The sequence below is a fragment of the Thioalkalivibrio sp. genome (assembly GCF_041685615.1).
Taxonomy (GTDB): Bacteria; Pseudomonadota; Gammaproteobacteria; order Ectothiorhodospirales; family Ectothiorhodospiraceae; genus Thioalkalivibrio.
Genome location: NZ_JAWLFK010000032.1, coordinates 16,472 through 29,552, shown reverse-complemented (window position 1 = coordinate 29,552; position 13,081 = coordinate 16,472). Strand labels below are relative to the sequence as shown.

Here is a 13,081-nt window from a genome sequence, read left to right as displayed (position 1 = left end):
ATCACGGGTTGGGTCACTCTCCGCCCTGTGGGATACTGCGGCCCCGTATCCGCCCCGGGTTGGGCAACGGGTTGGAAACCATCGCTGCAAGTATCGGGAGGCATACCGTGGACGAGAATCGCAAGAAGGCCCTGACCGCCGCACTCGGACAGATCGAACGCCAATTCGGCAAGGGCGCGGTGATGCGCATGGGCGATCAGGAGGCGGTCGACGTCCCCGCGATCTCCACGGGTTCCCTGGCGCTGGACATCGCCCTCGGGATCGGCGGTGTGCCGCGCGGACGCGTGGTCGAGGTCTACGGGCCGGAGTCCTCGGGCAAGACGACCCTGACCCTGCAGGTGGTGGCCGAGGCGCAGAAGGCGGGTGGTACCGCCGCGTTCGTCGATGCCGAGCACGCGCTGGACCCGACCTACGCCGAGAAGCTGGGTGTGAACGTCGACGACCTGCTGGTCTCGCAGCCGGATACCGGCGAGCAGGCGCTGGAGATCGCCGACATGCTGGTACGCTCCGGCGCGGTGGACGTGGTGATCGTGGACTCGGTGGCCGCGCTGACGCCCAAGGCCGAGATCGAGGGCGAAATGGGCGATTCCCACGTCGGCCTGCAGGCGCGGCTGATGTCACAGGCGCTGCGCAAGCTGACCGCCAACATCAAGCGCTCCAACACGCTGGTCATCTTCATCAACCAGATCCGCATGAAGATCGGCGTGATGTTCGGCAGCCCGGAGACGACCACCGGCGGCAATGCGCTGAAGTTCTACTCCTCGGTGCGCATGGACATCCGCCGCATCGGCGCGATCAAGAAGGGCGACGAGGTGATCGGTAACGAGACCCGCGTGAAGGTCGTCAAGAACAAGATGGCGCCACCCTTCCGCGAGGCGTATTTCGAGATCCTCTACGGCGAGGGCATCTCGCGGGTCGGCGAGATTATCGAGATGGGCGTGAAGGAAGGCCTGATCGACAAGGCCGGCGCCTGGTACAGCTACAACGGCGAGCGGATCGGCCAGGGCAAGGAAAACGCCCGCCAGTACCTGAAGGACAACCCGCATATCGCCGAGGAAGTCGAAAAGACCCTGCGCGAACGCCTGCTGCCCAAGCGCAAGAAGGCCTCGGACGAGGACGTGCCGGTCGATGCCCCGGTCGAGGAGCAAGGCTGACCCGGCCGACCCGGAGGCCGCGCTGGAGGCCGGCCTGCGGTTGCTGGTCCGGCGCGAACACTCCGCGCTGGAGCTGGCTCGCAAGCTGGCCGAACGCGGCTACGAGCGGGATGCAGTGGATGGCGCGCTGGAGCGCGCGCGGGAACTGGACTACCTGAGCGATACGCGCTACGCGGACTTCATGGCCCGCCACCGGACCGAGCAGGGCTACGGCGAGCAGCGTATCCGTGCCGAACTGGCCCACAACGGCATCGGCAACGACACCGTCAATGCCGCCCTCGAGGCCCTGGAGGTTGACTGGATCGACCAGGCCCGCGGCCAGCTCGAACGCCACTTCCGCCATCCCCCCGCAACCCGCGAAGACGAGGCCCGCTATCTTCGCCACCTCGCGGGTCGCGGCTTCCCCGGCCGTGTCGCCCACCAGGCCCTCGCCGCCTGGAAGGGCGAGCCCTGACCGATTACTTCGCTACGCTCGCAAAGACGAGGAACATGGCCCGAAGGCAGGGGCGGCAATACGCGGGTCGGGCGCTTGCGTGATAGCATCCCCGGTTTGACCCCAACGCTCACCGGAACCGCATGAAAAGCGCCGACATTCGCCGGAGTTTCCTCGAATTCTTTGAAGGCCACGGGCACACGATCGTGCCCTCCAGCCCGCTCGTGCCGGGCAATGACCCCACGCTGCTGTTTACCAATGCGGGCATGGTGCAGTTCAAGGACGTGTTCCTGGGCCGCGAAAAGCGCTCGTATACCCGGGCCGTGTCCACCCAGCGCTGTGTGCGTGCCGGTGGCAAGCACAACGACCTCGAGAACGTCGGCTACACCGCGCGGCACCACACCTTCTTCGAGATGCTGGGCAACTTCAGCTTCGGTGACTACTTCAAGCGCGACGCGATCCACTACGCCTGGCAGTTCCTGACCGACACCATCGGCCTGCCGCCGGAGAAGCTGTGGGTCACGGTCTACGAGACCGACGACGATGCCTATAACGTCTGGGCAAACGAGATCCAGGTGCCGGCCGAACGGATCATCCGGATCGGTGACGATCCCGATGGAAACTCCGACAACTTCTGGCAGATGGGCGACACCGGCCCCTGCGGTCCCTGCACCGAGGTCTTCTACGACCACGGCCCGGCGGTCGCCGGAGGCCCGCCCGGTTCGCCGGACGAGGATGGCGATCGTTATATCGAGATCTGGAACCTCGTGTTCATGCAGTACGACCGCGATGCGGACGGCACGCTGAATCCGCTGCCGCGCCCGTCGGTGGATACCGGCATGGGCCTCGAGCGCCTGGCGGCCGTGCTGCAGGGCGTGCACTCCAACTACGAGATCGATCTGTTTCAGGACCTGATCGCAGCCGCCGCGCGAGTGACCGGTGCCAGCGAGAAGGACTCCGCCTCGCTGCGCGTGATCGCGGATCACATCCGCTCCATCGCCTTTCTGATTACGGATGGGGTGCTGCCGTCGAACGAGGGGCGTGGCTACGTGCTGCGCCGCATCATCCGCCGCGCCGCTCGCCATGGCTTCAAGGTCGGCGCCCAGGACGCCTTTCTCTACCAGATGGTCGGCGACCTGGTGCGCGCGATGGGCAAGGCCTTCCCCGAACTGACCGAGGCGCAGGCCCAGGTCGAGAAGGTGCTGGAGAAGGAAGAGCGCAAGTTCCTCGAGACCCTGGACAAGGGCATGAAGATCCTCGAGGACGACCTGCGTGACCTGAAGGGCACGGTCATCCCTGGCGAAACCATCTTCCTGCTCTACGACACCTACGGCTTCCCGGTGGACCTGACCGGCGACATCGCGCGCGAGCGCGGCCTGGAACTGGACATGGAGGGCTTCGAGTCGGCCATGGCCGACCAGCGTGCCCGCGCGCGCGCGGCCAGCCATTTCTCCATGGAGGATGGCGGTCTGCCGCAGGTCGATGTCGAGACCGAGTTCTCCGGCTACGAGACGGTGGACGACGAGGGCCGCGTGATCGCGCTGTATCAGAATGGCGAGGCGGTCGACCGCCTCGAGGTCGGCGCCGAGGGCCTCGTGGTGCTGGATCGCACGCCGTTCTATGGCGAGTCCGGTGGCCAGGTGGGCGATGTCGGCACGCTCAGCGGATCCGGCGTGCGCTTCCAGGTCTCCGACACCCGCAAGCAGGGCGCGGCGCATATCCACGTCGGCCAGGTGCGTGCCGGCACGCTGGAGCTCGGCCAGACGCTGCAGGCCGCAGTGGAAGGCCCGCGCCGCGAGAACATCCGCCGCCACCATTCGGCTACCCACCTGCTGCACAAGGCCCTGCGCGATCAGCTGGGCGAACACGTGCAGCAGAAGGGCTCGCTGGTGGATCCGGACCGGCTGCGCTTCGACTTTACCCACATGGAACCGCTGACCGACGACCAGCTGCGCTCCATCGAGGCCCAGGTGAACGCCGAGATCCTGGCGAACGAGGCGACCGATACCCGGGTCATGGATATCGAGTCGGCGATGGAGTCCGGGGCGGTCGCGCTGTTCGGCGAGAAGTACGGCGATCAGGTGCGGGTGCTGAAGATCGGCACCTCGGTGGAGCTGTGCGGGGGCACCCATGTGGATCGCACCGGTGATATCGGGTTGTTCCGCATTACCTCCGAGGGTGGCGTGGCCGCCGGCATCCGCCGTATCGAGGCGGTGGCCGGCGAGGTCGCCCTGCGCTGGGTGGACGAGCAGATCGGCTATCTCGACGCGATCGCCGATCGGCTGCGCGCCGGGCGCGGCGAGGCGGCCGACAAGGTCGCCCAGCTGCAGGAGCGTACCCGCGAGCTGGAGAAGCAGGTCACGCAGCTGAAGGGCAAGCTGGCCAGCCAGGCCGGCGATGACCTTGGCTCGCAGGCGCGGGAGGTCGATGGCATCCAGGTGCTGGCCGCGAAGGTCGAGGGCGTGGAGCCCAAGGCCCTGCGCGACATGGTCGACCAGCTCAAGCAGAAGCTTGGCAAGGCCGTGGTGGTGCTGGGCACCGCGACGGGCGAGGGCAAGGTCAGCCTGGTGGCAGGTGTCACCAAGGCTGAGACCGGACAGTTCAAGGCCGGCGACCTGGTCGGCCATGTGGCCGCGCAGGTGGACGGCAAGGGCGGCGGCCGTCCGGACATGGCGATGGCCGGCGGGCAGAGCCCGGACAAGCTGGATGCGGCGCTGGCCTCGGTCGAGGCCTGGGTGCGCGAACGCGCCTGATCGTCGCGTATCCTGCGATCCCCGTCATCGCAAGGCGCGCACGCAGCGCCGTGGCGATCTCGGTGGTTGGCCCTCGGCACAGGGGGCTCCGCGAGCGGTGGTGGCCACAGCGCGCGCTGTGGCGGGCCGGGGCAGGGCCTCGCAACGCCAATGCAAATAGTGTTAATGTTTTTTCTTAAGTAAACGCTAATGGACGGGGTGGGCCCTGTCCGGACGGTCGCAAGGGCCGGGCACGGAACGGAATCTTCAAATGGCGTTGCTGGTACTCAAATTTGGCGGCACTTCGGTGGGCTCTCCCGAACGCATCCAGGCGGTCGCGGAGCGCGCGCTGAAGCTGCGCGAGGAAGGCCATCAGCTGGTGATCGTGGTCTCCGCGATGAGCGGCGAAACCGATCGCCTGCTGGGCCTGGCGCATGCACTGAACCCGCGCGCGGACGGCCGCGAGTTGGATGTGCTCCTGTCCACCGGGGAACAGGTCACCATCGCGCTGCTGGCGATGGCGCTGGAGGCGCGGGGCTGCGATGCGCGTTCCTACACCGGGGCGCAGGTGACCATCCGCACCGACAGCGCACACAACAAGGCGCGCATCCGCAGCATCGACGATGCCCGCGTGCGCGGCGATCTCGAGGCCGGGCGTGTCGTGGTCGTGGCCGGTTTCCAGGGCGTGGACGAGGAAGGCGCGATCACCACCTTGGGGCGTGGTGGCTCGGACACCACGGCGGTGGCGCTGGCCGCGGCCCTCAAGGCGGACGAATGCCGCATCTACACGGATGTCGACGGCGTGTACACCACCGATCCGCGCCTCGTGCCGACGGCGCGTCGCTTGCACAGCATCACCTTCGAGGAGATGCTGGAGATGGCGAGCCTGGGCTCCAAGGTGCTTCAGATTCGGGCGGTGGAATTCGCCGGCAAGTACAACGTCCCGTTACGGGTGCTGTCCTCGTTCGAGGAAGGACCGGGGACCCTGATTACCACGGAGGAGGATGCGCAGGTGGAACAGGCGCTGGTTGCGGGTATCGCGTTCAATCAGAACGAGGCCCAGCTGACGATTCAGGGCGTCCCCGATCAGCCGGGGGTCGCGCATCGCATCCTCGGCCCGATCGCGGACGCCAATATCGAGGTGGACATGATCGTGCAGAACGTGGGCGCGGATCAGACCACTGACTTCACCTTTACGGTGCATCGTAACGATCACGACAAGGCCCTGGAGATCCTGCAGGCGGCGGCTAAGGCCCTGAACGCCCGCGAGGTCTCCGGCGATACCCACATCGTGAAGATCTCGGTGGTCGGGGTCGGCATGCGTTCGCACGCCGGTATCGCCAGCAAGATGTTCGAGGCGCTGGCGCACGAAACCATCAACATCCGGATGATCTCCACGTCGGAAATCAAGATCTCCGTGGTCGTGGATGAGAAGTACCTCGAACTTGCCGTACGTGCATTGCACGATGCGTTTGAACTCGAACACGACCCTGCCGGTCAACAGGAGGACGGTTAAGGATGACAGACCGTAAAACGGTTACCGGACGACCGACTCCGTCCGACACAGGCACTGCGGAGAAGAGCATGCTCATTTTGACTCGGCGTGTGGGCGAGACCCTCATGATCGGCGAGGACGTGTCCGTCACCGTCCTGGGGGTCAAGGGCAATCAGGTCCGCATCGGCATCAATGCGCCCCAGGACGTCGCGGTCCATCGCGAGGAGATCTTTCAGCGCATCCAGCGCGAATCGAACGTCGCCGGTGGTGAGGGTGGCGGTGAGAACTCCGGTGGCGGTGGGCCCGGGGCGGGGGGTGCTGCCGCAGGCGCACGCGACGACTGAACTTCCCGTACGGAAATCGCAAGGCCCGGAGACCGCGATTGGTCTTCCGGGCCTTTCATTTGGCGGCCCAAGACCGTATCCTGTGCCGCGTTTCCGGAGAGTTGGCCGAGCGGTCGAAGGCGCTCCCCTGCTAAGGGAGTATGGGTCAAAAGCCCATCGAGGGTTCGAATCCCTCACTCTCCGCCAAATCCAGCGAAGGGGCCTGAGTGGCCCCTTTCGCACGTCTGGGCCCTGGGGTTCGTCCCCGAACCCGTCCCCCATTGCCTGGTAATCAGAATCCATTGGTGCGGCCACCGAAAGTCGGTTGCATGTGCCACATCCGTTGCGCTGCGAGGTCCTGTGACCGGCTTCAGCGCCGGCCGAGCGGCTTCGCGAGCTCGAGGCGCGGCCAGCGGGCCGGCAGTTGTCCCGGGGCATGGGTGACGAGGATGCACTGACGGTCCTGCAGCCAGGGCAGCAGCCGTTCCACCACTCGTTGTTGCGTGGGGCTATCCAGACCGGAAAAGGGCTCGTCGAGCAGGACGACAGGCCGGTCCTGAAGGGCGATCGCCGCCAGGGCGAGACGGCGACGCTGACCGCCGGAGAGGGAGGCACCACCCTCGCCAATGAGGTAGTCCAGACCCTCGTGGGTGCCGCGCACGGCCTCGGCGAGATCGACCTGTTCCAGAGCCTCCCACAGTGCGGCATCGCTCAACGACCTGTGAGCCGGGGACAGGATCCTTCGGAGGGTCGTGTCCGGCAGTTGCAAGCCCTGGGGCAGGTAGCTGATGTGGCGGTACCGGGCATCGGTCGGGATCCTTGCCAGATCGTCGTTGCCGAGCGCTACGGTACCGGCCAGGGGCGGGAGTTCGCCGGCGAGGGTGTCCAGCAGCGTGCTCTTGCCACGCCCGCTGGCGCCGCTGATCACCAGGGGATAGCCACGCGCGGGTTCGAGATCCAGGGGGCCGAGCAACGGCCGCTCGCGTCGAAAGCCGATGGTCAGGCCGTGTGCGTGCAGGGCAGGGGCCGCGTCGGGCGGGGTCGGGTCCACGTACTCGGCGGGTGTGGGGATCTGTGTGGGGGTCGCCTCCAGGTGCTGCACCCGCCCGGCGGCCTCCAGGCTCTCGCCGGCACGCCACCATGCACCGGGCAGGCTGCCGAGAACCTCGCCCAGGCCCAGGGTCATCAGCGGCAGCAACACCGCGACCGGAGCGTCGAGCATTCCGTCGCGGTACCAGCCCAGTGCCAGCACCAGCATTAGCAGGGCGGAGGCGCCGACCACGGCCTGCACGATCTGCTCGGAGCCGACCCCGAATGCCTCCTGCGTCCATTGCCGGCGCGCGTAGTCGTCGTTCTCGCGGCGCAGGCGGGCCTCGTGCTCGCGGGCACGGTCGTAGGCCAGCAGCTCGGCCAGGCCGCCAATGAAGTCCAACAACCCGACGCGTTCGCGGGCCCGGGCCTGCACCAGCGCGTGGCTGTGGCGCTGCCCGGCAAGGGCAAGCAGGAAGGAGACCGCGAGCGTCGCCACGCCGGAGGCGGCGAGAACGACCGTGGCGGGCCAGGGTGCCAGCCAGCTGGCGATGATCAGGGTGATCACCAGGCTGATCGCGGCTGCGATCATGGGGCCGACCACCCGCAGGGGCATCGCATCGAGGGTGTCGATGTCGCCGGTCAGGCGGGCCTGCAGGTCGCCACTGCGGTAGGCGCGAACGCGTTCCATGGGCAGCGCCGCGAGGCCACGAAAGCTCCGACCGCGCAGGTCGGCGAGGCTGCGCAGCACCGCCTCGTGGCTGACCAGGCGCTCGAAGTAGCGCCCCAGGGTGCGACTGATCGCGGCGGTACGGATGCCACCGGACGGCACGTAGAGGTCGAGAGTGGCGAGCAGGCCCGCGCCAGCCAGGGCGGTGGCGGTGATGAACCAGCCGGATAGTGCCAGCAGGGCAATGCCCGCGATCCAGGTCAGCGCCAGCAGGCCCCAGGCACCCCAGTACCAGACCCGGCGCTGGCGGAATACGCGGTGCAGAAAGCGCAGTTCCGCGCGGGTTCCGTTACGCATCGCGAGCCTCCGGGGTAGCCGGCGCCAGGTCCAGGCGCTGCGGGCAGCGGCGGTGAATGGCGGCATGATGGCTTGCGATCACCAGCGTCAGGTCGCGGGCCCTGGCCAGTCGAAACAGCGTGTCCAGCAGGGCGAGTTCGGTATACGGGTCGAGCGCGCTCGTGGGTTCGTCGAGCAGCCAGAGCTGGTGCCCCGAGAGCAGGGCGCGTGCCACGGCGACCCGTTGGGCCTGGCCCCCCGAGAGGCCGTGCCGGGCCTCGCCGACGGCGGTATCCAGGCCGTCGGGGAGTTCGGGTGCGTCGAGCGGCAGCCCGGCCTGTTCCAGTGCCGTGGCCATCTCCGCGTCGGCGATCGTGTCGCGGCGGGCGAGCTGCAGGTTATCCCGCAGGCTGCCGTGAAACAGATGGGCGTCCTGATCGATCCAGGCAAAATGGCGGGCCTGGGGATGGCGCCGAATTGTGCCCGTGGTGGGGGCGAGGAAGCCGGCACACACCGCGAGCAGGGTGGACTTGCCACTGCCACTGGGCCCGGTCAGCGCGAGATGCGCCCCGGCGGAGACTGTCAGGTCGAGATCCGCCAGTGCCGCCGCGCGCTGACCCGGGTAATGCAGGCTGATCCCCTCCAGTTGCAGCCAAGGGGCCATCGCGTCCTCGTCGGGACCCGCGGTGGCCTGTGCGGCATCCTCGGGGCCGATGGGGTCCGTGGGCGACGCAAGGGCGGGGGCAAGGGTCTGCGCGGCAGCCAGGGCGCCGGCGCGGTCATGGTAGCTCTGGGCGAACTGACGTAGCGGCAGGAAGTACTCCGGCGCCAGCAGCAGGATGAACAGGCCGGTGAACAGGGTGAGCTCGCCGGCCGGCCCGTACTCGATGGCGCCGAAAAGGGCGAAGCCGATGTAGATCGCGACCATGCCAATCGCGACCGCGCTGAAGAATTCCATGATCGCCGAGGACAGGAATGCGACCCGCAGGGTGCGCATGGTCAGGCGCCGTTGCTGGTGACTGCGTTCGACGACCTCGGCCTCGGTGGCCGTGATGGCGCGGGCCCGGCGCAGCCAGTCCAGGGTGCGGATGCGGTCGAGAAAGTGCCCCGCCAGTCGGTTCTCCTCCTCCTGCTGGCGCTGGTGGATCTGTTCCGCGCCCATGCCGACGATTGCCATGAACGCCGGGATCAGCGGGGCGGCGAGCAGCAACAACAGGGCGGCGAGCCAGTCCAGCCAAAGCACGGCCACCAGGATGCTCAGCGGCGTCAGGATGACGGCCTGGCGCGCCGGCAGGTAACGCGCGTAGTAGCCGGTCAGGTCATCCACCCGCATCTGGAACTGCTCCGCCCAGGCGCCGGCGTTGCTCTGCGTGGCTAGCCGCGCCGGTCCGGCCTGCCGGGCCTGGCGCAGGAGATCGGCGCGCAACTGCTGCTTCACCGTGAAGGCGAGACGGTGACCGGCCAGGTCGCGCAGGGCCTGGGCGGCATAGCGCAGGGCGAGCAACACCAAGCCCGCGAGCAGGATGCCTGGCAGGTACGGGGGGGCAATCGCGAACAGCGTCTCGTGCACCGTCCAGGCCACGAGCCCTGCCAGGGCCATGGTGGCCAGCGTGGCGACCAGCGTGCTGGTGGCACTCAGCACGAGCCAGCGGCGGTGCGGTTGCTGGCGCGTGCGCAGCCATGGCCCCGGCGAGGCCCGGTCGTCCGTCGCCGCCGCGTCTGTTCCACCCGCTTGCGTCATCGCGACTAGCGCAGATAGCGCCCGCGCAGCATGTTGAAGTAGAGCGGCTTAATCATGTGAACCTTCAGGCGCCACCAGACCCAGCTGGGTTCCCCCTGGTCGAGGAAGCCGAAGGTCGGGACCTCTTCCAGGCTGTAGTCGAATTCGACCAGGGCCGCCTTGCCCACCTCGGTAATCAGCGGACAGGAGGTATAGCCGTCAAACTGGCGCGACGGTTCGCGGTCCTGGATCACGTCCACCAGATTGTCGGGCATCACCGCGCCATGCGAGCGCACGGTGGAGGCGGTCTTGCCGATCGCGGTTGCGACCACGTCCCCGGCACCGAAGATGTTCGGGTACTCAACGTGTTGCAGCGTGCGGTCATCCACCGCCAGCCAGCCGCCGGCCGCCAGGGGGCCGTCCTCGACTGCCAGCCCGGCCTCGCGGACGAAGTCGTGCGCGCGCATCGGCGGGGTCACGTGGAGGTAGTCGTAGTCCACCGTCTCGCGGCCTCCATCGCGGGTCTGGAACTGGGCCTGGCGGGCGTCGACATCCACCGCCAGCAGGGCGCCGCCGTCGTTCACGCTCACGTCGCGTTCGGCATACAGCTCGCGCACCATGTGGTCGAAGCGCTGCACGCTGAAGAGGGTGTCCGACCCGGTATGATAGTGGAAGTCGGCTCCGGCGCGCTGTCCGGCCGTGCGCAGCAGGTCGTCGGCGATGAAGGTCGCCTTGATCGGTGCGCCGGCGCACTTGATCGGCGTACTGGGGATGGTAAAGCGGGCCACCCCGCCGTTCTCGCCAAATGCATGGATCTGTTCGTAGGCGTCCCGGGCGGCCTCGGCGCTGGCGTAAAGGCTGGTGAGCCCGGGGCGGCCGATATCCTCGCGCCGCAGCCCATCGATCGACTCGTAGTCCAGGTGCAGCCCGGTGGCGACCACCAGGAAGTCGTAGTCGAGCCGCTCGCCGCCGGTGGTCTCGACCCGCTGCGATTCGGGATCGATGGCCGCGACCGCAGAACGGACCCACTCCACCCCGTGCGGAATGTAGCGTTCGTTACGGCGCTGGACTTCGCCTACCGAGTAGACGCCCGCGGCCACCAGGGTCCAGCCGGGCTGGTAATGATGCGTCTCGCTTGGCTCGACAATCGTGATCCGTGCCCCGTCCAGCAGGTCGCGCAGGCGAGCGGCCATGGTCATGCCCGCGGCACCCCCGCCCAGCACCACGATGCGGGCTTGGCTGGAGACCGCCGCGCGGGCCGGGGCGGCCTGTACGCCGGTCGCCGACACCAGGCCGGCGGCACCGGCCACTTTCAGGAAATCGCGCCGCGACAGTCCGCGCAGGGCGTCGTCGGCCTGACGGGCCAGGGCCTTTTCAATCTCGGGGTGTTTCGGGTCTTCGGGATGATGCATGGCTCTCTCCGCGTATCCGTCTGCCGCGCCGTAGACCGGGCGGGTCAGTTGCGATGGTCGCCCCGTCCACCGGGCGCTTCGTGTGACGGGTTGCTTACAAGTTGCATGCCAACACCGGCAGGCCGCTCCACCGGGCCTTGTGTCCCGGTGTAGGCGGGCTCGAACTGCCGAATATGGCAGTTACGTGAGGCAAGGCTGCCACTTATGGCAGCCCGGACCGGTGGCTGCTTGCGCCCGCCGGGCGGAAAATCACCCGTATGTCGCGTGCAGCCAGCGGTCGTGGTGCGGACAGGCAGTCTGGCACGGTACTTGTTAGGAGTTTCACCGATACGTCATGTCGGCGTGACCCTGACTACGGAGGAAAGGCCATGGAGCTCGACCCCATACTGCTATCGCGAATCCAGTTCGCGTTTGTGGTTTCATTCCACGCGATCTTCCCGGTTTTCACGATCGGGCTGGCTTCGTTTATTGCGTTCCTGGAATTCCGCGCCTGGAAGACCGGCGACACGATCTACACCCAGATCTCGAAGTTCTGGATCAAGATCTTCGCGGTGGTGTTCGGCATGGGCGTGGTCTCCGGGCTGGTCATGTCGTTCCAGTTCGGCACCAACTGGAGCGCGTTTTCCTACGCCACGGCCAATTTCCTCGGGCCCGTGCTGTCCTACGAGGTGCTGACCGCGTTCTTCCTGGAAGCGGCCTTCCTCGGTGTGTTGCTGTTCGGGCGTGACCGGGTCCCGCAGGGCGTGCACGTGTTGTCCGCGCTAATGGTGGCGCTGGGCACGTTCATCTCGTCGTTCTGGATCCTGGTGGCCAACAGCTGGATGCAGACGCCGGTGGGCTTCGAGCTGCAGGAGGGCGTGTTCCACGTCACGTCCTGGATTACGGCGATCTTCAACCCGAGCTTCTGGCCGCGCTTCTTCCACATGGGACTGGCCTCGCTGCTGACGGCGGGCTTCGTGGTCGCCGGGGTCTCCGCCTGGTATCTGCTGCGCCAGCGCGATGTGGTCGTGAACCGCAAAGCCCTGGGCACCACGATGTGGGTACTGATGCTCGCCGCCCCGGCCCAGCTGGTGGTCGGCGATATCCACGGCCTCAACACCTTCGAGCATCAACCGACCAAGGTCGCGGCGATGGAAGGCGTGTGGGAGACCGAGCGCGGTGCCCCGCTGCTGCTGTTCGCCATCCCGGACTCGGACAACGAAACGAATCACTTCGAGATCGGCATCCCGAAGATGGCGAGTTTCATCCTGACCCACGAGATGGACGGCGAGTTGCCGGGCCTGCTGGAGGTTCCGGAGGACGAGCGTCCGCCCGTGGCGATCACCTTCTGGTCATTCCGGGTCATGGTCGCGATCGGCATGGTGATGATCCTGTTCGCCGTGGCCGGCGCCTGGCTGCGCTTCCGCCGCCGGATGTATGCCTCCCCGCTGTTCCTCAAGGGGCTGGCCTGGATGATCCCGGCGCCGTTCCTCGCGGTGGTCGCGGGCTGGTTCGTGACCGAGACCGGGCGTGCACCCTGGCTGGTGTACGGCGTGATGAACCACGCAGAGGGCATTACGCCGGCCCTGACCGGCGGGATGGCCCTGTTCACCCTGATTGGCTACGTCGCGGTCTACGCGGCGGTGTTCACGGGAGGCATCTACTACCTGGTCCGCATCGTGCGCCAGGGCCCGGAACCGGCCGATGGGATGCATGCGCCGGCGCACGCGAAACGGCCGCTGTCGGCCGCCGATACCTGGATCGATGACGCCGCGGCCAGCGGTGAAAGGAGCTAAGT

At 67.4% G+C, this 13,081-nt stretch carries 9 protein-coding genes and 1 tRNA gene; 7 read left to right on the top strand and 3 right to left on the bottom strand.

The annotated features are described in order from the left end of the window. Window positions 1–107: 107 nt before the first annotated feature. From recA to ACESLR_RS07920, 6 genes are all read left to right on the top strand, one after another. On the top strand, window positions 108–1,154 hold the full coding sequence (recA, locus tag ACESLR_RS07945) for a recombinase RecA (protein ID WP_024326232.1): 1,047 nt from the start codon (window positions 108–110) through the stop codon (window positions 1,152–1,154). Next, window positions 1,129–1,608: a regulatory protein RecX gene (locus ACESLR_RS07940; RefSeq protein WP_373025029.1), complete on the top strand. Its 480-nt coding sequence runs from the start codon at window positions 1,129–1,131 to the stop codon at window positions 1,606–1,608. Before recA ends, ACESLR_RS07940 begins: the two co-directional genes overlap by 26 nt. 122 nt (window positions 1,609–1,730) lie before the next feature. Then, window positions 1,731–4,340: an alanine--tRNA ligase gene (gene alaS, locus ACESLR_RS07935; protein ID WP_373025030.1), complete on the top strand. Its 2,610-nt coding sequence runs from the start codon at window positions 1,731–1,733 to the stop codon at window positions 4,338–4,340. 250 nt (window positions 4,341–4,590) lie between these two features. Beyond that, window positions 4,591–5,835 carry an aspartate kinase gene (locus ACESLR_RS07930; protein ID WP_373025031.1) on the top strand — a complete coding sequence of 415 codons (1,245 nt, stop codon included), beginning with the start codon at window positions 4,591–4,593 and terminating at the stop codon, window positions 5,833–5,835. 68 nt (window positions 5,836–5,903) lie between these two features. Then, on the top strand, window positions 5,904–6,158 hold the full coding sequence (gene csrA, locus ACESLR_RS07925) for a carbon storage regulator CsrA (protein ID WP_373025032.1): 255 nt from the start codon (window positions 5,904–5,906) through the stop codon (window positions 6,156–6,158). Window positions 6,159–6,253: 95 nt separating this feature from the next. Continuing rightward, window positions 6,254–6,344 (top strand) — tRNA-Ser (locus ACESLR_RS07920). A 163-nt stretch (window positions 6,345–6,507) separates the two neighbouring features. Here ACESLR_RS07920 and cydC read toward each other — a convergent pair. The 3 genes from cydC to ACESLR_RS07905 are packed head-to-tail and all read right to left on the bottom strand — an operon-like array spanning window position 6,508 to window position 11,304. Next, window positions 6,508–8,193, bottom strand: a complete 1,686-nt coding sequence (gene cydC, locus ACESLR_RS07915) for a thiol reductant ABC exporter subunit CydC (RefSeq protein ID WP_373025033.1) — start codon at window positions 8,191–8,193, stop codon at window positions 6,508–6,510. Next, on the bottom strand, window positions 8,186–9,913 hold the full coding sequence (gene cydD, locus ACESLR_RS07910; protein WP_373025034.1) for a thiol reductant ABC exporter subunit CydD: 1,728 nt from the start codon (window positions 9,911–9,913) through the stop codon (window positions 8,186–8,188). The genes cydC and cydD overlap by 8 nt, the downstream gene beginning before the upstream one ends. A gap of 5 nt (window positions 9,914–9,918) precedes the next feature. After that, window positions 9,919–11,304, bottom strand: coding sequence for an NAD(P)/FAD-dependent oxidoreductase (locus tag ACESLR_RS07905; protein WP_373025035.1), 1,386 nt, complete (start codon window positions 11,302–11,304; stop codon window positions 9,919–9,921). 368 nt (window positions 11,305–11,672) lie between these two features. On the opposite strand from ACESLR_RS07905, the gene ACESLR_RS07900 reads away from it, so the two are divergent. Next, window positions 11,673–13,079: a cytochrome ubiquinol oxidase subunit I gene (locus ACESLR_RS07900; RefSeq protein ID WP_373025036.1), complete on the top strand. Its 1,407-nt coding sequence runs from the start codon at window positions 11,673–11,675 to the stop codon at window positions 13,077–13,079. Window positions 13,080–13,081: the final 2 nt, after the last annotated feature.

Bases quoted from the DNA above. Each gene is read 5' to 3' on its own strand.
- ACESLR_RS07905 (WP_373025035.1), bottom strand. From the start codon at position 11,304: ATGCATCATCCCGAAGACCCGAAACACCCCGAGATTGAAAAGGCCCTG.
- cydD (WP_373025034.1), bottom strand. From the start codon at position 9,913: ATGACGCAAGCGGGTGGAACAGACGCGGCGGCGACGGACGACCGGGCC.
- ACESLR_RS07940 (WP_373025029.1), top strand. From the start codon at position 1,129: ATGCCCCGGTCGAGGAGCAAGGCTGACCCGGCCGACCCGGAGGCCGCG.
- csrA (WP_373025032.1), top strand. From the start codon at position 5,904: ATGCTCATTTTGACTCGGCGTGTGGGCGAGACCCTCATGATCGGCGAG.
- cydC (WP_373025033.1), bottom strand. From the start codon at position 8,193: ATGCGTAACGGAACCCGCGCGGAACTGCGCTTTCTGCACCGCGTATTC.
- ACESLR_RS07930 (WP_373025031.1), top strand. From the start codon at position 4,591: ATGGCGTTGCTGGTACTCAAATTTGGCGGCACTTCGGTGGGCTCTCCC.
- alaS (WP_373025030.1), top strand. From the start codon at position 1,731: ATGAAAAGCGCCGACATTCGCCGGAGTTTCCTCGAATTCTTTGAAGGC.
- ACESLR_RS07900 (WP_373025036.1), top strand. From the start codon at position 11,673: ATGGAGCTCGACCCCATACTGCTATCGCGAATCCAGTTCGCGTTTGTG.